At 63.8% G+C, this 23,718-nt stretch carries 19 protein-coding genes; 5 read left to right on the forward strand and 14 right to left on the reverse strand.

From position 1 onward, the window contains the following. Positions 1–8 precede the first annotated feature (8 nt). The gene (locus ACB033_RS05735) at positions 9–365 is read left to right on the forward strand and encodes a copper-binding protein (RefSeq protein WP_139725918.1); all 357 of its coding nucleotides are present in this window, start codon (positions 9–11) and stop codon (positions 363–365) included. Between the two features lie 73 nt (positions 366–438). Here ACB033_RS05735 and ACB033_RS05740 read toward each other — a convergent pair whose 3' ends face one another. Both ACB033_RS05740 and ACB033_RS05745 read right to left on the reverse strand, forming a co-directional pair. After that, positions 439–2,133: a pyridoxal-dependent decarboxylase gene (locus tag ACB033_RS05740; RefSeq protein WP_139725919.1), complete on the reverse strand. Its 1,695-nt coding sequence runs from the start codon at positions 2,131–2,133 to the stop codon at positions 439–441. Between the two features lie 188 nt (positions 2,134–2,321). Further along, complete coding sequence (locus ACB033_RS05745) at positions 2,322–3,338, reverse strand: lipoate--protein ligase A (RefSeq protein ID WP_139725920.1); 1,017 nt, start codon at positions 3,336–3,338, stop codon at positions 2,322–2,324. Between the two features lie 437 nt (positions 3,339–3,775). Between ACB033_RS05745 and ACB033_RS05750 the strand changes: the two genes are divergently transcribed. Then, a complete protein-coding gene (locus tag ACB033_RS05750; RefSeq protein WP_139725921.1) occupies positions 3,776–6,211 on the forward strand; it encodes a diguanylate cyclase domain-containing protein in 2,436 nt (811 codons plus the stop codon). A gap of 69 nt (positions 6,212–6,280) precedes the next feature. Here the strand turns inward: ACB033_RS05750 and ACB033_RS05755 are convergent, their stop codons facing one another. From ACB033_RS05755 to ACB033_RS05775, 5 genes are read right to left on the reverse strand one after another with little or no spacing between them, the layout of a single operon-like run. Then, complete coding sequence (locus tag ACB033_RS05755) at positions 6,281–9,466, reverse strand: efflux RND transporter permease subunit (protein WP_139725922.1); 3,186 nt, start codon at positions 9,464–9,466, stop codon at positions 6,281–6,283. Further along, positions 9,459–10,508, reverse strand: coding sequence for an efflux RND transporter periplasmic adaptor subunit (locus ACB033_RS05760; protein WP_371140396.1), 1,050 nt, complete (start codon positions 10,506–10,508; stop codon positions 9,459–9,461). The genes ACB033_RS05755 and ACB033_RS05760 overlap by 8 nt, the downstream gene beginning before the upstream one ends. A gap of 36 nt (positions 10,509–10,544) precedes the next feature. Further along, entirely contained in the window at positions 10,545–10,991 is a 447-nt protein-coding gene (locus tag ACB033_RS05765; protein WP_017765698.1) for a YeeE/YedE family protein, read from the reverse strand. A gap of 12 nt (positions 10,992–11,003) precedes the next feature. Next, positions 11,004–11,417, reverse strand: a complete 414-nt coding sequence (locus tag ACB033_RS05770) for a YeeE/YedE family protein (RefSeq protein ID WP_010633373.1) — start codon at positions 11,415–11,417, stop codon at positions 11,004–11,006. Continuing rightward, positions 11,417–11,731, reverse strand: coding sequence for a helix-turn-helix transcriptional regulator (locus ACB033_RS05775; protein ID WP_010633372.1), 315 nt, complete (start codon positions 11,729–11,731; stop codon positions 11,417–11,419). Before ACB033_RS05775 ends, ACB033_RS05770 begins: the two co-directional genes overlap by 1 nt. Positions 11,732–11,819: 88 nt before the next feature. On the opposite strand from ACB033_RS05775, the gene ACB033_RS05780 reads away from it, so the two are divergent. From ACB033_RS05780 to ACB033_RS05790, 3 genes are all read left to right on the forward strand, one after another. Further along, on the forward strand, positions 11,820–12,005 hold the full coding sequence (locus ACB033_RS05780; protein ID WP_005302992.1) for a DUF2892 domain-containing protein: 186 nt from the start codon (positions 11,820–11,822) through the stop codon (positions 12,003–12,005). A gap of 426 nt (positions 12,006–12,431) precedes the next feature. Next, positions 12,432–12,806, forward strand: coding sequence for a hypothetical protein (locus ACB033_RS05785; protein WP_005302994.1), 375 nt, complete (start codon positions 12,432–12,434; stop codon positions 12,804–12,806). A gap of 186 nt (positions 12,807–12,992) precedes the next feature. After that, positions 12,993–13,721 carry an MgtC/SapB family protein gene (locus tag ACB033_RS05790; RefSeq protein ID WP_005302996.1) on the forward strand — a complete coding sequence of 243 codons (729 nt, stop codon included), beginning with the start codon at positions 12,993–12,995 and terminating at the stop codon, positions 13,719–13,721. 61 nt (positions 13,722–13,782) lie between these two features. On the opposite strand, the gene ACB033_RS05795 is transcribed toward ACB033_RS05790, so the two are convergent. The 7 genes from ACB033_RS05795 to dnaK form a co-directional block, all read right to left on the reverse strand. Then, entirely contained in the window at positions 13,783–14,793 is a 1,011-nt protein-coding gene (locus ACB033_RS05795; RefSeq protein WP_017783220.1) for a substrate-binding domain-containing protein, read from the reverse strand. Positions 14,794–14,820: 27 nt separating this feature from the next. Next, entirely contained in the window at positions 14,821–16,236 is a 1,416-nt protein-coding gene (locus ACB033_RS05800) for a sucrose-6-phosphate hydrolase (protein ID WP_139725923.1), read from the reverse strand. Further along, entirely contained in the window at positions 16,236–17,600 is a 1,365-nt protein-coding gene (locus ACB033_RS05805) for a sucrose-specific PTS transporter subunit IIBC (RefSeq protein ID WP_005303002.1), read from the reverse strand. The genes ACB033_RS05800 and ACB033_RS05805 overlap by 1 nt, the downstream gene beginning before the upstream one ends. Before the next feature lie 81 nt (positions 17,601–17,681). Further along, on the reverse strand, positions 17,682–18,638 hold the full coding sequence (locus ACB033_RS05810; protein WP_139725963.1) for an aminoimidazole riboside kinase: 957 nt from the start codon (positions 18,636–18,638) through the stop codon (positions 17,682–17,684). Positions 18,639–18,753: 115 nt separating this feature from the next. Beyond that, positions 18,754–20,244, reverse strand: a complete 1,491-nt coding sequence (locus tag ACB033_RS05815) for a carbohydrate porin (protein ID WP_139725925.1) — start codon at positions 20,242–20,244, stop codon at positions 18,754–18,756. A 263-nt stretch (positions 20,245–20,507) separates the two neighbouring features. Continuing rightward, entirely contained in the window at positions 20,508–21,650 is a 1,143-nt protein-coding gene (gene dnaJ / locus ACB033_RS05820; RefSeq protein WP_005303007.1) for a molecular chaperone DnaJ, read from the reverse strand. A 114-nt stretch (positions 21,651–21,764) separates the two neighbouring features. Beyond that, on the reverse strand, positions 21,765–23,693 hold the full coding sequence (dnaK, locus tag ACB033_RS05825; protein ID WP_005303009.1) for a molecular chaperone DnaK: 1,929 nt from the start codon (positions 23,691–23,693) through the stop codon (positions 21,765–21,767). Positions 23,694–23,718: the final 25 nt, after the last annotated feature.

Here is a 23,718-nt window from a genome sequence, read left to right on the forward strand (position 1 = left end):
AAACCATCATGAACTACAAGACGCTGACCCTGCTGCTGGGCCTTGCTACCCACACCGGCCTGCAGGCCGAGGAGATGATGAACCACGAAGGCCATGACATGAGCCAGATGGGTGACATGCAGCAGATGGAGGGAATGCAGGAGAGGGTGATGACCAAGGGAGTCATCAGCCGCATCGACGCGGCAAATGGCAAGGTGGGCATCAAGCACGAGGCCATCGCGAACCTCAAGATGCCCGCCATGACCATGGTGTTCCAGGTGGCCGACCCGGCCCTGCTCAAGGATCTGCAGGTGGGGGATGCGGTGCGCTTCCACGCCGAAAGCCCGGCTGGCAAGCTGACGGTGACGGCTCTTCAGAAGCAGTAACCGGAACCAATAAAAAACGGCGGGATCATCCCGCCGTTTTGCTGTCCGGTTCTCTTTAAATACCGTTCGCCACTCAGCCGCGAATATGTGCGATAAAGGCGTCGATCTGCTCGCGGCCGCAGGCCGGGTTCATGAAGACCGCCTTCTCACCGGCGATATAGGAGTACTTGCCGCGGGCATCGTAGTCGGAGTGGGCGATGGCCTCCACCCAGTTGGTATAGAGCCCCACCTTGCCACGCCCGGTAAACAGGCTGCGGTGATAGTCGGTGTTGCGCTGCAGGCGCGCCTTGTAGGCGGGGTCCGTGCTGCGCGCCAGCTCGAAGGCGAACTCGGCCTCCGGATCGCTTACCCACTCGGGGTTGTAGATCTTGAAGCCCACGCTCGGCCCCTGATTCTCCTGGGCCACCAGCTTGACGTTGCCAAGCTGGCTTAACCGGAAGCGGAAATAGTTGGCATTTTGCAGGCAGTGGGCCAGCACGGTGCGATACCCCTCGACCCCCAGATAGTTGAGGGCCGCATAGGCACCGAACAGGCCGCTCGCCCCGCGGGAACACTCGATGGTGGACTGCAGGTGGGTGTGGCCCTGGATGTCCCGCTCGAAGTAGGAGAAGTTCTCCGGGTCGTTCTCCATCGCCTTGAGGTCGTCCTGCTCCTTGATCATCACCAGGCTAGAGGTGTAGGGCACATAGCCCCACTTCTGGAAGTCAACGGTGAAGGAGTCGGCGTATCTGAGCTCGACGAAGCGGCTCACGTTGCGCTCTATGCCCGCCAGAGTCGCGGCGTTGATGGCGAGCGGGTTGGCGGCAAAGTCGTAATCCAGGAAGAAGATCATCGACCAGCCGATGGCGGCGTCCACGTGGATGTGGGGCTTGACCGCCACCTCGAACCGCTCGCAGAGGCGATCCCGCAGCGCGACCACGGGTTTCACCCGATCCACCCCGAAGGTATCGGTGGTGCCCATGGTGAGCATGATGGTGGGCACCACGTGTTTCAAGGCAAAGCAGGCGGTCAGGGTACGCTCCAGGTGGTCGAGATCGATGTCGTTGTTCTCGCCCACCTGGATGCGGATGGTCTTGTTCTCGATGTCCACCCCGAGCAGGGAGAGGTTGGTGATGTTGGAGTAGTGGCCGCCTTGGGAGTTGATGATGCGGTAGTCCTGATAGTGACCGAGCCCCTTGTGCTTGGCCTCGGACAGGCTCTTGCGAATGCCGAGCAGGTAGCCATAGAGGTTACAGAAGGTCCCCCCCTGGGTGAAGATGCCGGTGGCGCGGGCCGGATCGTAACCCGCCAGCAGGGCAATCTGGCGCACCACCTTCTTCTCCAGCTCCTCGGCCACCCCGGCATACTCGGAGTAGACCAGGTTGGGGTTGGCGAGGATCCCCATCTGGGCGCCGTAGATGGCGGGATCCGCCGACATGGTGACCACGTTCTCGACGCTGGAGGGGTTTTCCCAGTCTTTGGAGAGGGCGCCGGCAAACAGCAGCTCCGCCATGGGCTCGCCCGGCGTGCGCATGGCTTGCGGCACCGGCATGGTCTCGCACAGGTCGGCGAGACGGGCGCAACCATCGGGCCAGGCGTTCAGCCGCGCCGACGGGGCCAGGCCGCGGGCGCGAAACTCGTTGAGGGTGGCGAAGCCGGGTTCACGAAAGACCGGCCAGAGATCGGGATTGCGCGAGAAAAAGTTGGCTTTGACTGTGGTAAAACGACGTTCGAATTCGGGGTGGATGGCGTTGACGCCTTCATCTTTCAAATAGACCAAGTCACTCATTTTTATACCATTAGTACAGCAAATGTGCTGCCCTTATACCCCTGGGTCACCGTTTGAAACAGCGACAATATCTAATGGCCTCCCCTACTTTTTGTCATGCATGAGGGCGGACAACGGCTGGCAAAAAGGCGCCTTTCGAGCGCCTCTTTTGATTTTGTGATCCACCCGCCCCAGCGGCGAGAAAAGCGTCAGCGCAGCGATGCCAGCAACCAGCGCGAGAATGCCTCCAGCTCGGTCTGCAGGGCCGGAAACTCGCCGCGCCACTGGCGCAACAGCTCGTCGATGGCCTCCACCTGATAAGCCACCCCGGGCAAGCGCGCGGCCAGTGCATCCAGCGGCGCCGGCTCCAGGCTGTCGCTGAAGATCTGCGCCCGCCCTATCACCCCCTTCTCCACATCGAAGTGCAGCTCCACCCCGCCCCAGCCGAAACGCTCGTCCAGCTGATGGGTAAACGCCGGGGCGTGGCCGAAGTTCCACTCCCAGCTGCGCTGGCGGGCGAAGGTCTCGGCAAAGCCGGGCAAGTCTGGCAGCCGCTCGGGGGAGATGTGCTCTGGCCGTACCCGCTCACCGTAGTGGCTGAAGAAGGCCTCGCACAGGGCCTGGCTCACCTGGCCATGGTCGATGCCCGGCAGCAGTTCGCCGAGGTTGGCCACCCGGCTGCGCACCGAGCTGATGCCCTTGGCGGCCAGTTTCTTGGGGTCGGGATTGAGGTAATTGGCGAGCCGGCCAAGATCGGCGTCCAGCAACAGGGTGCCGTGGTGAAAGCCGCGATCATGGGTCTCTCGATAGGCCGAGCCCGACACCTTGCGCTCCCCGTCCGGGGTCGCCACCAGCAGATCGTTGCGGCCGGAGGCGAAAGCCTCGACCCCGAGCCGCTTGAGCGCGTCCAGCACGATGGAGGTGGAAATACTCTTGTCGTACTCCGGCTTGCCCGCCATGAAGGTGAAGCAGCTGTTGCCAAGGTCGTGAAACACGGCGCCGCCACCGCTGCTGCGGCGAGCCAGGGTCACCCCGTCCTCTTCCATGCGGCGGGTATTGCACTCCTTCCAGGGGTTCTGGGCCCGGCCGATCACCACGGTATTGGCGTTGCGCCACAGAAACAGCACCCGCTGATGCGGGTCCATCTGGCGAAAAATGCACTCTTCCACCGCCAGATTGAACAAAGGATCGTGGGAGTCGGACAACAACAGACGCAATCGGGACATGAGAAGGCCTCATCGGGATGGGAGAACCGCTATCATACCACCCGGGCAGCAAGGATCCGCTTCCCCCCTCCCGCCAATAATTGACTCATAACGCAATAATCGCAGTTTCGACACATTTCGACAGCAAGTTGAAAGTATCCCGTGATACGGCGACACAGACTGACGCATTGCGCTAAAAAGAGCCCAAACACTCGCGCTTATTGAGGTAATCGACAATCAAATACGACTAAAATGCGACCATTTTTATAGGTCATATGGCTCCGTAATTCTTCGCTTAATTGCCAAAAATAACGAGCAGGAAGGCCAAATGTGATGAATGACACAGAAATCATTTTTTCTGTTACGCATCCCCTGTTATAGCGCCCTTTCGCCCCCTTGCGGGCAACAAGGAATTGTTTGACTCTAGGACGGACCATCGTCTCCCGAGAGGAATGAGTATGAGCGTCGTAAATTCCTCCCTTCATCGCCTGCTCTGGTACCTGCCAATGCTTGGTTCGGCGATGTTTTGCGCCTTTTTTTCACCGCCGTCGAAGGCGGTGATTGACAAGGTGACAGTGCAGTTGCCCTGGCAACACCAGTTCCAGTTTGCCGGCTATTACGCGGCCCAGGCCAAGGGTTTCTATCGAGCCGCCGGTCTGGATGTCACGCTGCGACCCGCCATGACCGGCACCGATGTGGTCAACGAGGTGATGTCGGGCAATGCCCAGTTCGGGATCAGCGGCAGTGATCTGTTGCTGGCCCGCGCCAGCGGCCAGCCCATCGTGGTGCTGGCCTCCATGTTGCAACACTCGCCACTGGTGCTGCTCACCCTGGAGCGACCCGACATTCGCCAGCCGGCGGATCTGGCGGGCAAGCGGCTGATGCTGGAGCCCGGCTCCCAGGAGCTGCAGATCTACCTCAACCGCCACACGCCACCGGAGAGCTGGATAAAGCAGCCCTACCGGCAGGGCTTGAAGGCATTGCTGGCGGGCAAGACGGACGCCATCAGCGCCTACAGCACCACCGAGCCCTTCTATCTGGCCAAGATGGGCATCCCCTACCGGGTGTTCTCCCCCCGCAGCATCGACTTCGACTTCTATGGTGACAACCTGTTCACCTCGGAGCGCGAGCTGAACAGCCGGCCGGAGCGGGTCTATGCCTTCCAGCAGGCGACCCTCAAGGGGTGGCGCTACGCCATGGACAACCCGGCCGAGATGATCGACTGGATCGTGACCAACTACCCGAGCGGCGCCGGCCGTGATCTGCTGCAGTTCGAGGCCGACACCACCCGGGAGCTGATGCAGCCCGATCTGGTCGAGCCCGGCTACATGCAGCCGGAGCGCTGGCAGCAGATCGCCAGGAACTACCTCGATGCCGGTCTGCTGTCGGCCCTGCCCGACCTGGAGCACTTTCTCTACAACCCGGATCGGGAGCGGATCCGCCAGCAGCGCCAGCTGCTCGACAAGAGCGTGGCGGTGGCCATGCTGATCACCCTCTCCCTGCTGACCCTGCTCGGTATCTTCTGCTACCTCTATCTGCGCCTGCGCCAGGAGGCGCGTGGCCGACAGCGACTGACCCGCGAGCTGGCCCAGAGCGAGCAGCACTACCGTTTCGTGGCGGAGAACAGTGCCGACGTCATCTGGACCATGGACACCACCACCCTGCGCTTTCGCTATGTCAGCCCCGCCATCCAGCCGCTCAGCGGTTACGACCCCACCGATGTGCTCACCCTCCCCCTCAGGCAGCTTATTCCGGAGACATCCAGAAAACAGCTGCGCGCCGAGCTGAGCGGCTCCCTCGCCGCCTGGCAACGCGGCGATCACGAGCAGACCCGCTGTGTCATTCGTACCCAGCTGCGTCACAAGGAGGGACATCTGGTGGCCACCGAGACCATCACCACCCTGCATGGCAACGAGCAGGGCCAGCCCGATGCGATCCTCGGGGTCACCCGCGACATCACGGAGCGGGCCGCCAGGGAGGAGATGATGCGCCGGCTCGCCTTCTACGACCCCCTCACCAACCTGCCCAACCGCCGGCTGCTGCAACAGCGGTTGAAAGAGGTCATGGCAGGCAAGACTGCCCAGCTGGCCCTGCTGTTCGTCGATCTCGACCACTTCAAACCGATCAACGACACCTTCGGCCACGAGACAGGTGACGTGCTGCTCAACATGGTGGCCGAGCGGATGCGCCACTGCGTGCGGGATCGGGATCTGGTGGCCCGCCTGGGTGGGGACGAATTCGTGATCCTGCTGCCCAACACAGGGGACGAGGCGCTGACGGTGGCCGATCACCTGCACCAGCGCCTGCGCCACCCGTTTCGCATCGACGAGGAGCAGGAGCTGCGCATCTCCAGCAGCATAGGAGTGGCCCTCTACCCGGAGCACGGCACCGACCCCAAGACCCTGATGCACCACGCCGATCAGGCCATGTATCAGGCCAAGGGACGAGGGCGCGGCCGGGTCTGTCTCTATACCGCCGGGCTGGATCCGGAACAGGGCTCGCTGGTGTGGCAGAGCAGCCACGAGTGCGGCCACCCGCGCATCGATGCCGAGCATCGCCAGCTGTTCGTGCTGACCAACCGGCTGCTGGAGCACATGAAGGATCACCAGGAGCACCCCGCCCTGTTCCTGGAGTGCATGGAAAATCTGTTCGACGTGGCACGCCACCACTTCACCTTCGAAGAGCAGGTGCTGGCCGAGCTGGGTTACCCCGAGTTCACCAGCCACCAGCAAGACCACCAGCTGCTGCTGCAAAAGGCTGACCAGCTGATGACCGCCGCCAGGGCGGGTACCCTTGGCAACGACGAGTTGCTCAACTTCATCATTCAGGAGCTGGTGGTCGGCCACATGAGCCAGGCCGACCGGCGCTACTTCCCGCTGATGAAGGGGCGCTGAGCCCCGCCAGCCGGCATATCTCCTCCCTGAACGTGTGAAACGAGAAGGGCCACCCGGGTGGCCCTTCTGTCATTGTGCGCCCGGCACATCTGCCGCGCCCCCCTCCGCCCGGCGCGACATCAGGCTGTAGTAGAGCAGCGGTATCACCACCAGGGTGAGCAGGGTGGAGACCAGAATGCCGAAGATCAGGCTGATGGCCAGGCCGTTGAAGATGGGGTCATCGAGGATGAACAGGGCACCGATCATGGCCGCCAGCGCCGTCAGCAGGATGGGTTTGGCCCGCACCTGAGCGGCGCCGATCACCGCCTGCTCGAACGCCATGCCGGCGCTGCGCTGCTGCTCGATGAAATCCACCAGCAGTATGCTGTTGCGCACTATGATCCCGGCCAGGGCTATCATGCCGATCATCGAGGTGGCGGTGAACTGGGCCCCCAGCAGGGCGTGGCCCGGCATCACCCCGATCAGGGTGAGCGGGATAGGGGCCATGATGATAAGCGGCACCAGATAGGAGCGGAACTGGGCCACCACCAGCAGGTAGATGAGGATCATCCCCACCCCATAGGCCAGCCCCATGTCGCGGAAGGTCTCGTAGGTTATCTTCCACTCCCCGTCCCACAACAGCGCCACCTCCCCCAATTTATCCGGCTGCTGCACGTAATACTGGGGCAGGTCGATATCGGCTCCGGCGGCAAACATGCCGTAGAGCGGGCTGTCGGCATGGCCCCCCATGTCGGCTACCACCATCACCATGGGCCGCATGTTCTTGTGCATGAGGTAGGAAGGGGCCAGCTCGTCGCGCCGGCTCACCAGCTCGGAGACCCGGATGAGCTGGCCGCTCTGGCTGCGCACCTTGAGCGCCAGGATGCCGGCCAGATCCCGCTTGTCGCCGGGGGCGAGCTCGACACGGATCGGTACCGGGTACTTGGCGCCCTGAGCATGCAGCCAGCTGGCATCCTGATAGCCCACGCCGCCGTTGAGGGTCGCCACCAGATCGCCGAGATCGACCCCGAAGCGGGCCGCCTTGCTGCGATCCACCACCAGCCGCCACTTGGGCTGGGGGTCGGTCAGATAGATGTCCACATCCACCAGATCCGCCGTGGCCACGAAGCGGGCCTCTACGGCGCGGGCCGCCGCTTCACGGGCAGCTGGCGTCGGGCCATACACTTCCGCGACTATGGGTGACCAGACCGGCGGGCCTGGTGGCACCTCCACGACTTTCAGGTTGCCGCCGGCTGCGGATGCGAAGGCCTGCAAGGGGGCGCGCACCGACTGGGCAATCTGGTGGCTGCTGCGATGGCGATCGTGTTTGTCTACCAGATTGACCTGGATATCCCCCACGTTGGCGCCGCTGCGGATAAAGTAGTGGCGCACCAGGCCATTGAAATTGATGGGGGCGGCGCTGCCGGCGTAAATCTGGTAATCCTTCACCTCGGGCACCCTGGCAAGCTCGCGCCCCACCGCCAGCAGGGTGCGCTCGGTCTGTTCCAGGGTCGCCCCCTCCGGCATGTCGAGCACCAGCTGGAATTCCGACTTGTTGTCGAAGGGGAGCATCTTGAGCACCACCCACTGCACCATGGGCATGGCGGCGGCGCCTGCCACCAGCAGCAGGATGGCGAGCCAGAGCTTGCGTCTCGCGCTCCTGGCGCCAGCGCCAATCAGGAAGGGGGTCATCAGTCGCTGGAAGAGGCCGGCCCTGGCCTCGCCGTGGGCGACATGCCCCTCGCTCTTGAGCAGATGGCCCGCCAGCCAGGGGGAGAAGATAAAGGCCACCAGCAGGGAGATGAGCATCCCCATGCTGGCATTGATGGGGATGGGGCTCATATAGGGGCCCATCAGGCCGCTGACAAAGGCCATCGGCAACAGGGCCGCGATCACGGTCAGGGTGGCGAGAATGGTCGGCTCCCCCACTTCGTCCACCGCGCCCGGAATAAGGTCCCTGAGGGAGCCCTTGCCAAGGCCGCGATGGCGGTGGATGTTCTCCACCACGACTATGGCGTCATCCACCAGGATGCCGATGGAGAAGATAAGGGCAAAGAGGGACACCCGGTTGAGGGTAAAGCCCCACGCCCAGCTGGCAAAGAGGGTCAGTGCCAGGGTGATGACGATGGCGATGCCCACCACCAGCGCCTCGCGCCAGCCCATGCTCACCAGCACCAGCAGCACCACCGCGGTGGTGGCGAAGATGAGCTTGCCGATGAGGGTGTTGGATTTGGTTTCGGCGGTGACGCCATAGTCACGGGTCACCGTCACCTCGACGCCGGCCGGGATGAGCCGGTTCTTGAGACTCTCGACCCGGGCCTCCACCCGCTTGGCCACCTCCACTGCGTTCTGCCCCGGCTGCTTGCCGATGGCCAGGGTCACCGCCGGATAGCTCTGCTCACCCTGCCCCATCCAGCTGCGCTGGGTCGGGGTCTCCTCCCCAAGCGCCACCTGGGCCACCTCGCCGAGGTAGACCGGCTTGCCATCGTGCAGGCCCACCACCAGCTCGCGGGCCTCCTGCTCGCTCTGCAGGAACTGGCCCACCTGCACCTTGATCTCCCGGTTGTCCTGCACCACGGCCTGCTCGCTACCCACCTGGTTGGCGGCGGCAAGACGCTGGTTGAGTTCCCCCCAGCTGATGCCATGGGCACTGAGGGCGGCCGGATCCGGCATCACCCGCAGCACGGCGCGCTGGCCGCCCAGGCTGTAGATATCGCGGGTGCCGGGCAGGCGCTTGAGCTCGGTCTCCAGCTCGTGGGCGACCCGGGTCAGCTCGGCGGCCCCCAGCTGCTTGCTCCAGAGCGTCAGGCTGACGATGGGCACATCGTCGATCCCCCTGGGTTTGACCAGGGGCTGGCCGACGCCAAGCCCCTGGGGCAGCCAGTCCCGGTTCGAGTCGAGCTGGTTGTTGAGATCGACGATGGCCTGCTCGCGGCTCACCCCCACCTTGAACACCACCACCAGCAGGGCGCCGTCCGGGCGAGAGAAGGAGTAGAGGGTGTCTATCCCCTTGATCTGGGAAATAACCTGTTCGGCGGGAGTGGTGACGAGGGATTCGACCTCCGCCGGGCTGGCCCCCGGAAAGGGGATATAGACGTCGGCGAAGGTGACATCGATCTGCGGCTCCTCCTCCTTGGGGGTCACCAGCACCGCAAAGAGGCCGAGCAAGAGCCCCACCAGCGCCAGCAACGGGGTGATGGCCGAGCCCTGAAACAGGGCCGCCAACCGGCCGGCTGGCCCCAGTTTGTTCTTGCTGTCGTGAGCGTCGTTACTCATGGGCCACCGCCTGCTGGCGCGCCCAGCCATCCGGTGCCACCCGATCGCCGCTCTGGACGCCCGCCAGGATCTCGCACTGCCCTGCCTGGCAATGGCCGACCCGCACCGGCGTCAGCACCCAGCGCTCTCCCTCCTTCAGGTAGAGACCGCTGAACTCACCCTGCCTGAGCAGGGCCTGCTCCGGCACCTGCAGCAGCTGACGTTCGCCCTGTTTGAGCTGCACCTTGAGCCACATGCCGGGCAGCACCCCTGCCGTGCTCGGCGGCAGGTCGAGGCGCAGCCGAAAGGCGTGGCTCTGGCTGTCGGCATAGTTGAAGCGGGTCAGTTTGAGGGGGGTAACGGCCTTGCCATCCGGCAGCAGCACCTGTGCATCCGACGGCTGGCCGGCGAGGGCTAGCGCGGACTGGGGCAGCTCCACCTCCACCCGCAGGGCATCAAGGGAAAAGCCGGAGAGCAGCGGCGTCCCTGGGGCCACCGTCTCCCCCAGCTCCACCAGTCGCTTGGTGACGACCCCGGCGTAGGGGGCGAGGATACGGGTATAGCCGTAGGCCTCCCGGGCCTGGGTGAGGGCAGCCTCGGCGGCGTTCACCTCGGCGCGGGCAGATCTGTCGCTCGCCAGGGCGCTGTCGAGCTGGGCGCGGGTGATCACCCCCTTGGCTATCAGCGCCTGGAAGCGGGCGAGCTGGCGCTCGGCTTCCACCTGCTGGGCCTGGGCCCGGGCCAGTCGCGCCTCGGCGCCGGTCACGGCGGCAAACTGCTCCTTGCCGCTGATCTCGAGCAGGGGCTGTCCGGCCACCACCTCATCGTTCACATCCACCAGCATGCGGGAGACCCGACCGCCAGTCTGGGCCGCCACCGTCCCCTGATGGATGGCGCTGACAGTGCCATCCAGGGTGAGCCAGTCGGTCACCTGACGGGGAGCCAGTGTCAGGGCCGCCTCGCCATTCGTCTCGGCAGACCATGCCGTCGACAGCGTCATGGGAGAGACAAGTGCAGATGCCACGGCCAGCAGAATGGCCCCCGGCAAGCGGATCGGTTCCATGATAGTTCTCCTTCCCCGGCAGCGGGGGCAATCCATTCAGGCGGAGCGGGCGTGGCAGCGCTTCTCCCGCACCTTCACCAGGACCCGATCAACCAGCAAGATCCCGGCCACCATGGCGGCTACGAACAACAATATCATGGGCTGGCCACTGGAAATGAGACTCAAGGCAGGCCCAGGGCAGATCCCCACCAATCCCCAACCTATGCCGAACAGGGCAGATCCCCCGATGAGGCGGCGATCCAGCTTGGGGGCTGGCACCACAGCCATGGGCTCTCCCAGCAGGCTCAGGCGCCGCGGCTTCACCAGCAAGAAATAACCCGGCATGAAGACCAGCAGGGCGCCCCCCATCACGAACCCCAGGCTGGGATCCCAGGCGCCGGCCAGATCGAGAAAACCGGTGACCCTGGCGGGGTCTATCATGCCTGAGATGGCCAGACCCAGACCAAACAGCAAACCGGCGAGCAGACTTGTCAACAAGGTCATCGCAATAGCCTCCTAGAAGAGATGATGAGTCAGAAACACGGTCAGCACACCGGTTGCCATGAAGGTGAGGGTCGCCACTATGGAGCGCACGGAGAGCCGCCCCATGCCGCAGATGCCGTGGCCGCTGGTACAGCCATTGCCAAAACGCGTGCCGATGCCCACCAGCAGACCGGCCAGCAGCACCAGCGGCCAGGCGGGCAGCGCGGTGAATGCAGGCATGCTGGCCCAACCCAGCGTCAGTGCCAACCAGGCTCCCGCTCCCAACCCCAGCAGGAAGAGCAGTCGCCACGGCGCCCTGTGTTGCAGCGCACCGGCCAGAATGCCGCTGATCCCGGCCACCCGGCCGTTGCACAGCATCAGGATCAGGGCCGCGAGCCCCACCAGCATGCCGCCCCCCAGGGAGAGCAGCCATTGGCTTTCCATCATCAAGATTCCTTATTTTCTGAGTGACAAAAATGGGTTTGCAACGCCGCCAGCACATCGGCGGCCGCCTCGCTCACCAGCGAGTAGTAGATCTGCTGGGAGACCTTGCGCGAGCGGACAAGACCCTGGCGCTTCAATACCGACAGTTGCTGGGAGAAGGCCGACTGGCCGAGCTGGCTGCGGGCCAGCAGCTCCCCGACTCCCTTCTCCCCCTCCACCAGCTGACAGAGCACCATCAGGCGTTCGGGATGAGCCAGCGCCTTGAGCAGGGAGGCGGCGGCCGTCGCGTGTCTGTTCATCTCGTCGAATTGGCTCATGGGAGTAAATTAGCAATTACTGATATTTGGTTCTATTGTATAAAGCGACACTAAATTAGCAATATCTAAATTAACTAAGGAGAAGGTCATGACAGTAGAAAATGGAGTAAGAGTGGTCGCGGGCTGCATGTTGTTGCTGTCGCTGCTGCTCACCGCCTGGGTGCACCCGGGCTTTGTCTGGCTGAGCGTCTTTGTCGGGGTCAACCTGATCCAGAGCGCCTTCACCGGCTTCTGCCCAGCCGCAATGATCCTCAAACGGCTGGGGTTGAAATAGCGGCGCGCCAAGGTAGAGAAAAACCTGCCATCTGGGGCGGAATGAGGGGGGCGGGGCATCTCGCCGCCCTCCTATGGCCACGGAGGTAGCCAGCCGGCCCCGACTATTGACGAACTTGTATCTAAATGTTGCTAAATGGGCGATGAGGCTTTACCCCACCGCTCTGGATGAGTACCATCAGGCCGTCCATCAACAGCGGAGACCATCAGTGGGCAACTCATCAAGTGACAGTTGTAGACCGACCCTCGTCGTCGGTACCCGGGTCGCGAGCTAGCCGCAGGTCATCCTCTGCCGCATGCTCGCAGCCCTGCGAGAAGCGGAAATCCACTCCCCTCTTCTCTTTTTACACTTGACGTCTGGTGACCATTGGCCAAAAGCCATGGCCGCCATGCCTGCATAGTTTCTGCTTCCCACAAGGAGGCTGCTATGCGTTTTATTTCAACCCTGTCCGTAACCAACCGGACTCACCCCCTGCTGAGCAGACTGGGTCGCGGCCTGTTGCCGCTCTGGCTGCGTGGCAAGGAGCGCCAGCACCACTACCGGTTGCAGATCCGTTGCGAGGATCGGGCCGACATGGAGCAGGTGCTGGATCTGGTGAACCACACCCTGCAACCGGCGGGCCTGCACCCCTTGCAGTCCCTGCGACCCGGTCGCAGCGGCGGGCGGGAGCTGGTGCTCAATCTGCACTGCACCCCGCCCCAGCGGCGCTATCTGGTGCAGTTCGTGCACCAGGTGGGGGTACATCACCCGGTCCGCTGGGAGCTGCATCCGCGCCGCGACCCTGAACCGGCGCTCAATTGAGCAAGCCATAACCGGGGCCAGCCACGCTGGCCCCTTTCAATCCGTTTCGCAGCCCAGCCCGCCATCCAGCATGGCCGGGCTTTCCGTGCGTTTTTTCGATGAGGTGATGGCCTTCACGCACGGGGATCAGGCAAGGGAATCCTCGCCCGCCTTCAGGAAGGCCATCTGCAACAGAAGGAGTACGCCATGAGAATGTGGCAACAATTGGACATGATTTCCCTGCTCGACACCCTGGCCAGCCTGCTGCTCGCCTTCGTGCTCGGCAGTCTGGTGGGGCTGGAGCGTCAGTACCGCCAGCGTACCGCGGGCCTGCGCACCAATGTGCTGGTGGCGGTGGGCGCGGCCCTGTTCGTCAACCTGGCCCAGCGCATCTATGACCTGCACGGCGGCACCTACGGGGTGGTGCACGTGGTGGCCTACATCGTCTCCGGCATCGGTTTTCTCGGCGCCGGCGTCATCATGCGCGAATCCGGCAACATCCGCGGCATCAACACCGCCGCCACCCTGTGGGGAGTGGCCGCGGTCGGTGCCGCCAGCGGGGCCGGGCTGGCCATGGAGGCGATCCTCGGCGCCCTGTTCGTGCTGGCCGCCAACACCCTGCTGCGCCCGCTGGTGAACCAGATCAACCGCCGTCCGGTGGACAACACAGACACCGAGGTAACCTACCGGGTGACCGCCCTCACCCAGCGCGAATACCAGAAGGAGGTGCTGCACTGGCTGGAAGAGATGCTGGAGCAGGCCAACTATCCGTTGAGCGAGCTCGACATCGAGCCCTTCGGCGAGCGGGATCTGGAGATATCCGCGGTGCTGCTGGCCACCTCCATCGATGGCGACGAGCTGGACGCCCTGATGGTGAAGCTCGGCATCCACCCTCACATCAAGCAGGTGTTCTGGCGCGCCAGTACCACGGATTGAGGCGAGCCCTCGCCCCACAGCAAAAAGCCCCGCACTGGCGGGGCTTTTTCATCTTTCCGGGTTAGCGACGGCTGCGCCAGCGCACCCTGGGGGGGATGACCTGGGCGGTCTGGGTGGGGGGATTGCCCGCAATCAGCTGTTGCATCAGTTCGAAGGCGGCGCGGGCCAGGGCCGGGCAATCCTGGGCCACCGAGTCGATGCGCATGGGGATGCAGTCGAGCAGGTCGTGGTCGTCGAAGGTGCACAGCCGCATCCCTGTCTCCATCAGCCCAGCCTCGTTGAGGTAGCGCAGCACCCCCTCGAGCAGGGTGAAGGAGGCGGTGAAGAGCCCCTTGGGCGGTGCCCCGAGCTCGGCCACCAGCTCGGCCATCAACTGATAACCCGAGCTTGGCTGGTAGTCACGGTGGCGCACCCGGTCTGATGTGGCCTCCAGCCCGGCGCGGTGCAGCCCCAGCTCGTAGCCCGCCAGCCGGTGGCGGCTGGGGGAGAGATCCAGCAGGCCGCCGAAGTAGTAGATCTCCTCCCCGCAGCCGGCCGCCATGTCCTGCACCAGCTCGGCGGTGGCCTTGCAGGCATCCGAGATCACCATGGGCAGGCGCGACTCGCCGATGTGACGGTCGAGCTGCACCACCGGCAGACGGTCGTGAATGCGAGCATAGATGTCGTCGCTGTGGCCGCTGGAGGCGACGATAAGGCCGTCCACCTGGCGGCTGATGAGGTTGTCCACCACCCGCTGCTCCAGGGTGGGGTCATCCTCGGAGCAGGCGATGAGCAGCTGGATCCCCGCCTCCCGGCAGTGAGACTCCAGGGTCCGGGCAATGCTGGCGAAACCGAAGTTGGTGAGGTCGGGGATCACCAGTCCCCAGGTGTAACTGCGCGCCGCCCGCAGGGAGCGGGCATGGATGCTCGGCTGGTAGTGGCACTCTTCCGCCACCGCCTGGATCCGCTTGCGAGTGTCGTCGGCGATGCGGTACTCCGCACTCTTGCCGTTGAGCACCAGGCTGGCGGTGGCCTTGGAGACCCCCGCGAGCGTGGCTATCTGGGCAATCGTGATCCGTTTCTTCTTCTCCACCTGACCTCCCGGCAAACTGACACCGGGCTATTGTACTAGGCAGGCCGCCAGCAGCCAGTGATCGAGGCAAATTTTGCTGTCGTTACCGTCACAACGTGCGGAAAGTATTGGGTTTTCACCGGGGAAGTAGCGGGTCGACAGGGTCTGGCGACCGCCATCCACGAAACACTCCAGGCTGGAGCGATCGCACAAGACGGTGATCTTGCCCCCCAGCCAGGGGCAGCCTCGCTCCTCCCACTCCCCGCTCTGCCAGTTCTGCCGGCGCAGGACAAGGTGCCCCGGCTGCCACACCAGCTCGGCCACGGAGCCGAACCCGAGGCGTCCCTCCCCGCTCAAGGCCAGGTCCAGCCAGGCCGAGTCGATGGCCAGGGCAGGCAGCTCGTCCGGCGCTCCCTCGAAGCGGGTCGGAGCCCCCTTGAGGGCCGCGATTTCCGCCACCGGCCGCTGGCAGAGCCAGTCGTCATGCCAGAACAGCTCCCGCGGGCAGCTCATCTGGTGGATCCAGCCATGCTCGAGGGTGGGCTGGCTCATCTCGTTCTCCTCCGGCAGCCCCAGCCAGGCAAACAACAGGCGCCGCCCCTGGCTGTCCTGGGTGGTCTGGGGGGCGTAAAACTCGAAGCCTCGGTCCAGCTCGTGGAAGGCACCGTGCTCGAACTGAGTGCCGTCGAAGTGGCCCGCCAGCCAGCCGCACTGGTAGAGGTTGCGATAATCCTCCCCTCGGGGGTCTATGCCCTGAGGGCAACTGATCAGCACATGGCGCTCATCAAGAGCAAACAGATCCGGGCACTCCCACATATAGCCGAACTCCCCAAGCCCACCGCGCCCGCTGCCGGCGATGGGGCCGACCAGCGTCCAACCATCCAGCGCGTCGCCGCGATAGAGCAGCACTTCCCCCTTGTCATCCAGGGTGCGGGCCCCCAGCACCATCAGCCACTGCCGGCCGTCGTGCCACACCTTGGGGTCGCGCACGTGGCCGCTGTAGCCTGCGGGCAGGTCCAGCACCGGCCCCAGCTTCGCAAAGCCGCCCATACCGTCGTCCCGGGCCAGACACTGGTAGGCGGTACGGCTACCGTCCGGGTATTTGACGTTGCCGGTGTAGATGAGAGTCAGGCGCCCCTGCTCGTCGCTCACCGCCGAGCCCGAATAGCAGCCGCTCTGCTCGTAGGGCTCGATGGGCAGCAGGGCCGGCAGCTCGTGCTGCCAGTGCAGCAGATCGGTGGAGGTGACGTGACCCCAGCCCTTGTTGGCGTGTGCACAATCCAGCGGGTTCCACTGGTAGAAGAGGTGATAACGCCCGCCGTGCTCGATAAAGCCGTTGGGGTCGTTGAGCAGCCCCACCGGGGCTGCCAGATGCCAGCGGGGCCGATGGGGATCGGCCGCCGCCTTGAGCTGTCCGGCCAGCAGCGACCGGACAACCTGTTTGAGGAGATGGCTTTCCTTCATCACTCCACCTTGTACTTGAGCAGGTAGGAGGCGGCGAAGGCGGCGCCAAAGGCGATCACCAGGCCGATGACGTAGTGGATGAGGCTCATGGGCTGGACGATGGCCATGCCCGGAATGCCGGTCAGCCCCACCGCCGTCATGCCCACCTTGGCCGCCACCACGTAGGCACCGCCGCAGGCTCCGCCGAACAAGCCGGCCAGGAAGGGCTTGATGTAACGCAGGTTGACCCCGAAGATGGCCGCCTCCGTGATGCCGAGCAGGCAGGACATGGCCGCCGGCACCGTGATGGCCTTGATCTTCACATCCCGGGTCTTGAAGTAGACCGCGAGACAAGCGCCGCCCTGGGCCACGTTGGCCATGGCCCAGATGGGCAGCAGGAAGTTGACGCCGATGGCCGGGTTCGCCAGCAGGCCCGCCTCGATGGCGTGGAAGCTGTGGTGGATACCGGTGATGACGATGAGCGAATAGGTGCCGCCGAACACCAGCCCCGCCAGCCAGCCGGCCTGCTCATAGAGGGCGCTCAGGCCGAAGGAGATGCCATCCCCCAGCACCCGACCTGCCGGGCCGATGAAAAGCAGCGCCACGAAGCCGGTGATGATGACGGTCAAAAACGGGGTGAGGATGAGATCCAGGGCATCGGGGACGCGCCTTCTCAGCTGTTTCTCCAGGTGGGACATGAACCAGACCGCCAAGAGCACCGGGAAGACAGTGCCCTGATAGCCGATCATGGCGACATCGAGCCCGAAGAAGTCCATGGTCTTGAAGCCCCCCGCCACGCCCCAGGCGTTGGTCAGGGCCGGGTGGGTGAGAATGCCGCCGAGGGTCGCCCCCAGATAGGGGTTGCCGCCGAATTCGCGCGCCGCGGTGAAGCCGATGAGGATCGGCAGGATGACAAAGGCCGCCGAGCTGAACATGTCCAGCATGATGAAGAGCGCGCTGTCGGCGTTGACCCAGCCATAGGTGCGCACCATGCCGAGCAGCCCCATCAGCAGGCCGGAGGCGACGATGGCCGGAATGATGGGCACGAAGATGTTGGAGAGGGTCCGCGCCAGGCGTTGAGCCACGTTGAGCTTGGCCGCCGCCAGGTCGGTCAGCTCCGCCTTGCTGGCGGTGCCGGCGCCGGTCAGCGCCACGAACTCCGCATGGACCTTGTTGACCAGGCCGGTGCCGAAGATCACCTGGATCTGGCCGGCGTTGCTGAAGCACCCCTTGACCCCCTCCAGCTTGTCGATGGCGGCCTTGTTCACCTTGCTGTCGTCCGCCAGCACCAGCCGCAGCCGGGTGGCGCAGTGGGCGGCGCTGACGATGTTCTCCTTGCCCCCGAGCAGGGGCACCAGATCCTTGGCTATCGCACTGATATTCATATTCTTCCTCTTATGGCCCGCCGTCGGCAGGCTCATGTCACATGAGAGTAAGGTCTGTCGACCCGCGGTTCTAGCCGCGGATCAACAGCCGCTTGCCCCCGATCGCAAAAAGGTATCCAGTTCGGTGCGACTCGGCAGCGCCGTCATCGCCCCCTTGGCGGTGGTGGCCAGCGCCCCGCAGCCGTGGGCCCGGGCCAGGATGGCAGGCAACTCATCCAGAGCGGGCAGCGAGGTCCGTTCGGCCAGGGCGCTCAGCAGACCGGCAACGAAGGCGTCCCCCGCCCCCGTGGTGTCGATGGGAGTCACTTTGGGCCCCACCCACTCCAGCAGCTCGCCACCGAGGCGAGCCACCACGCCGGCCGCCCCCCGGGTCACCAGCACCAGGGCCGGGCCTGAAATGGTGGCGAGCCCCATCGCCAGATCGTCCAGACCGCTTAGCAGTTGCAGCTCCTCCACCGACAGCTTGACCACGTCCGCGAGGGCGATGGCCTCGCGCACCACGGGCAGCATCTCGGCGGGGTTGCCCCACACCTCGGGCCTCAGGTTGGGATCGAAGCAGACCCGCCCCCCGACGGCCTTGATGGCCGCCATGGCTTGCAGGCAGCTGCCACGTACCGGTTCGTTGGCGAGCGCGATGGAGCAGGTCAGCAGCCACTGCCCGGCCTGGAAGACCGGCAGATCGGCGGGGGTCAGGAACTGATCCGCGCTGGGCCTCACCATAAAGGTGAAGCTGCGCTCGCCCTCGGCATCGAGCTCCACCAGCACCGTGCTGGTGCGATGAGCCGGATCCTGGATCAAGTGACGGGTGTCGACTCCTTCGCTGGCCAGGGTATCGGCCATGAAGCGGCCGAAGGGATCGGCGCCGACCCGGCCGATAAAGGCCGACTCCCCGCCAAGCCGGGCCACCCCGACCGCCACGTTGGCCGGCGCGCCGCCCGGACACCTGAGGTAGTGCTGCTCCCCTTCCGGGATCAAGTCCACCACCGCATCCCCCATTACCCACACACGATTCGTCACCTTGCTACTCCACTGCTGCATCGGATCGACTGTCAAACCCGGACTCTGTTTTGTTGGCTGGCATTATCAGCTAAACCGTTTTAGCCAACCAACAGATCCCGACGCCGGCTGCCATTTTTGTGATCGGGATAACGAACTAAAACCAGGTTTCCATCTGCACGCCAAAGTTCCACTCGCCGCCGGCGGTGAAGTTGCTCTGGCCCATGGCATCGGTGCTGGCGTAGTTGTCGAGCTCGGAGGACCAATCCATCCAGGTGGCGAATACCCGCAACTCGGGCCGCTCGAAGAAGCCAGCGGTCTGCGCCTTGAAGGTGGGGGCGAAGGTGAGCTTGGTGAAGTCGCCGCTCACTGCCTGACGCCCCTTGTAGCCCTTGGGATCGAGATCCATGTACTGCCAGGTCGCCTCGTAGACCAGCTCGACGTTCTGGCTCAGCACCTGGGCCAGCCGGCCATTGAGGGTCACCCAGCGGTACTCGTCCCCCTTCACGTAACGATCCTTGCTCTGCTCGGCCAGCAGAGCCGGGGCGATACGCCAGCGGGGTGCGAGATCGGTGGCGCCAAACACGGCGACCCGCACCGCATCGGCGTCCGCCAGCAGCTCGCTGTCGGAACCCAGCCCCTTGAGTTCGGCACCCAGGCCGTGGCCATACAGCACGGCCGCCTTGGAGAAGCCGGGGTTGATGCCAAAGAAGCTGTCGGCGTGGTAGGCCAGCAGGGTGTGTGCCCCCTTGTTCGCCGCCTCGCTGCCGGCGCCACCGTCGTTGATGCGCGCCTCGTTGTCCTTGGCAGACAGGCCGTTCAGCATCCACTGCCAGTTGCCGACGCGGTTGTTCATGGTGAGGATGTAGCTCTCGATGTCGGAGAGACCGCTGGCGCTGATGTCGCCGTAGTCGCGTCCGTAGAGGGAGAAGTTCGCCTTCCAGCTGTCGGCCAGCTGCACGTCGTAGACGCCACCGCCGGTGCCGGCCAGGAACACCACGTCCGAGTCGAGCCAGTGGATATCGAAGTTGTCCCGGTCAAAGCGCTTGCCCGCCCACAGCACAGCATGCTTGAAGGGACCGTCGAAGCTCGCCAGATCGCCGATCTCGGCAAATACCTGGCGGGTGTTGAGGCTGGAATCGCTGGCGGTCCAGTCGTTGCTGGTCTCCACCCCGTCCGCCAGCATCAGCTTGTAGCGGGCCCAGCTGCCATCGGCGAAGGTCTGGGTCTTCAGCAGGTTGGCCTCCATGTAGGTGTCATCCTCGTTGCCAAGGCGACCCACGGCGCCCCCCACCGAGCCGGCCGGGGTGATGTAGGGGCCGCCGCGACCGCCGTTGCCATTGCCGTTGACCAGCAGGCCCGAGCGGGCATAGCCGTGGAACTCGAAGCCCTGGGCCCCGGCGGTCTGCTTGTCCACCTTCTCGCTCTGGGCCTTGGCCACCACGGCCGTCTCGCGGGCTTCGTTTGCCTTGCTCTGGGCCTCGTCGGCCCGCGCTTCGGCGGCGGTGGCGCGCGCCTCGGCCGCCTGCACCCGTGCCTCCAGCGCCGCCAGACGGGCCTCGATACCGCCATCCGCCGCCCACAGCGGGCTACTCATCCCCAATCCCAGCGCTACCGCCAGCGCCAACTTGTGCTTGCACATCGTCATCGTCCTCACCTGTCATCTGTCGCCCGGTCGGGCCTGTTGTTATCGACGAAGAGAGCATAGCTAAACCAATTTAGCTAACTCAATACATCAGCTAAACCGTTTCAGCTCAAGTGTGAGCGGGATAACATTCGTACAGCAGGAATTGGCGGAAGTTGTGAGGAAGATCCCTCATCGGGATCCACTCAATAAGCGGGGATCTTGCTAAAGCTGGGGCAAAAAAAGAGCCGGCACAGGGCCGGCTCTTGATATCAGGGTCGCGAAGATCAGCTGGTCAGATCGTCGAAGAAGCGTTTCACCCCTTCGAAGAAGCCTTCCGATTTCGGCTTGTGGGTCTTGGCGGCGGCGCCGCTGAAAGATTCATCCAGCTGGCGCAGCAGCTCTTTTTGCTGCTCGGTCAGCTTGACCGGGGTCTCCACCACCACCTTGCACATCAGATCCCCCACCTGGCCGGAGCGCACGGACTTGACGCCCTTGCCCCGCATGCGGAACATCTTGCCGGTCTGGGTCTCAGGAGTGACCTTGAGCTTGACCCGGCCATCCAGGGTCGGCACTTCGATCTCGCCACCCAGGGCTGCCGCGGTAAAGCTGATGGGCACTTCGCAGTAGAGGTTGTTGCCGTCACGCACGAAGATCTCGTGCTCCTTGACGTGCACCTGTACATACAGATCGCCCGCCGGTGCGCCGGCCTCCCCCGCTTCCCCTTCGCCGGAGAGACGGATGCGATCGCCAGTGTCGACGCCAGCCGGGATCTTGACCGACAGGGTCTTGGTCTTCTGGTAGCGACCTTCGCCGTGGCACTTGCGGCACGGATCCTTGATGATCTTGCCGCGGCCGTGACAGTGGGGGCAGGGTTGCTGCACCGCGAAGAAGCCCTGACGCATCTGAACCTGGCCGGAGCCGTGGCAGGTCGGGCAGGTCTGGGCAGAGCTGCCGGTGTGGGCTCCCGAGCCGTTACACACTTCACAGTGGACCAGGGTCGGTACCTTGATCTCCTTGGAGACCCCGCGTACCGCCTCTTCCAGAGTCAGCTCCATGGTGTAGCGCAGGTCGGAACCACGGGCCGGGCCGCGACGGCCACCACCACGACTGCCACCGAAAATATCGCCAAACACGTCGCCGAAGATGTCGCCGAAATCGGCGCCACCGCCAAAGCCACCGTGGCCACCGCCACCCTGGCTCTGATCCACGCCGGCGTGGCCGTACTGGTCATAGCGGGCACGCAGGTTGGCATCGGTCAGGATCTCGTAAGCTTCCTTGACCTCTTTGAACTTCTCTTCGGCACCGGCATCCCCCTGATTGCGGTCAGGGTGATACTTCATGGCCAGACGCTTGTACGCCTTCTTGATCTCGCGCTCGTCGGCATCTTTCGATACCCCCAGCACTTCGTAGAAATCGCGCTTCGACATACTTATCCTGTTGCTATATCAGCAGTTACGCAGACGGGCGTTGGTCACCCAACGCCCGTAAATTCATAGAATCAAGCCGATGGGCGAAGCGGACTTCGCCCATCTGGGTCGGGCTTATTTCTTGTCGTCTTTCACTTCTTCGAACTCGGCGTCGACCACGTCGTCGTCAGCCTTGGCGGAAGAGGAGGACTGACCGGCATCAGCACCGGCGGCGCCTTGCGCCTGAGCCTGCTGCTGGGCAATCTCCATCAGTTTCTGGGACGCTTCCAGCAGTGCCTGCTGCTTGGCTTCGATAACGGCCTTGTCGTCACCCTTGATGGCGGTTTCCAGCTCGCTCAGTGCAGCTTCGACCTTGGTCTTGTCGTCGGCAGGTAGAGCTTCACCGGCTTCGGTCACCTGCTTGCGCACGGAGTGGACCAGACCATCAGCCTGGTTGCGAGCCTGCACCAGCTCTTCAAACTTCTTGTCCTCGGCCGCGTTGGCTTCGGCTTCACGTACCATGCGCTCGATCTCGTCATCAGACAGACCAGAGGAGGCCTGGATGGTGATCTTCTGCTCCTTGTTGGTCTCCTTGTCTTTGGCGGAGACGTGCAGGATGCCGTTGGCGTCGATGTCGAAGGTCACTTCGATCTGCGGCAGACCACGCGGTGCCGGACGGATGCCTTCCAGGTTGAACTGGCCCAGGGACTTGTTGTCGCTGGCGCGCTTGCGCTCACCCTGCAGCACGTGAATGGTCACGGCAGACTGGTTGTCTTCGGCAGTGGAGAACACCTGGGACTTCTTGGTCGGGATGGTGGTGTTCTTCTCGATCAGCGCAGTCATCACGCTGCCCATGGTTTCGATACCCAGAGAGAGCGGGGTAACGTCCAGCAGCAGTACGTCGGTCTTGTCACCGGACAGCACGGCACCCTGGATGGCTGCACCCATGGCCACGGCTTCGTCCGGGTTGACGTCTTTGCGCGGCTCTTTGCCGAAGAACTCGGCAACTGTCTTCTGAACCAGCGGCATACGGGTCTGACCACCCACCAGGATGACGTCGTCGATCTCGCCAACCGCCAGACCGGAGTCTTTCAGGGCGACGCGAACCGGCTCCAGAGAGTCCTTCACCATGTCTTCCACCAGGGATTCCAGCTTGGCGCGGGTCACCTTGATGTTCATGTGCTTCGGACCGGTGGCATCGGCAGTGATGTACGGCAGGTTGACGTCGGTCTGCTGGGCGGAAGAGAGCTCGATCTTGGCCTTCTCGGCGGCATCTTTCAGACGCTGCAGGGCCAGCTGGTCGTTGCGCAGGTCGATGCCCTGCTCGCGCTTGAACTCGTCAACCAGGTAGTTGATGACGCGGTTGTCAAAGTCTTCACCGCCCAGGTGGGTGTTACCGTTGGTCGCCAGTACTTCGAAGGTGGTCTCGCCTTCCACTTCGTCGATCTCGATGATGGAGATATCGAAGGTACCGCCCCCTAAGTCATACACGGCAACCTTGCGCTCGCCCTTGACCTTGTTGACGCCGTAGGCGAAAGCCGCGGCAGTCGGTTCGTTGATGATGCGTTTTACATCCAGACCGGCGATGCGACCGGCATCCTTGGTGGCCTGACGCTGGGCGTCGTTGAAGTAGGCCGGAACAGTGATGACTGCTTCGGTTACCGGCTCGCCCAGGTAGTCTTCGGCGGTCTTTTTCATCTTTTTCAGCACTTCGGCAGAGATCTGCGGCGGTGCCATTTTCTTGCCCTTCACCTCGACCCAGGCGTCACCGTTGTCGGCCTTGGCGATGGCGTACGGCATGATTTTCAGGTCACGCTGTACTTCGTCATCTTCGAAACGACGGCCGATCAGACGCTTGATGGCGAACAGGGTGTTCTTCGGGTTGGTGATGGCCTGACGCTTGGCCGGCTGACCAACCAGGATTTCGCCGTCATCGGCATAGGCAATGATGGACGGAGTAGTACGGTCGCCTTCCGCGTTCTCGATCACGCGAGCATGGTCGCCATCCAGAATAGCGACGCAGGAGTTGGTAGTACCCAGGTCAATACCGATGATTTTACCCATTTGACGAATCTCCAAATACTTTGAA

The organism is Aeromonas sp. S15(2024) (assembly GCF_041402265.1).
Classification (GTDB): Bacteria; Pseudomonadota; Gammaproteobacteria; order Enterobacterales; family Aeromonadaceae; genus Aeromonas; species Aeromonas dhakensis.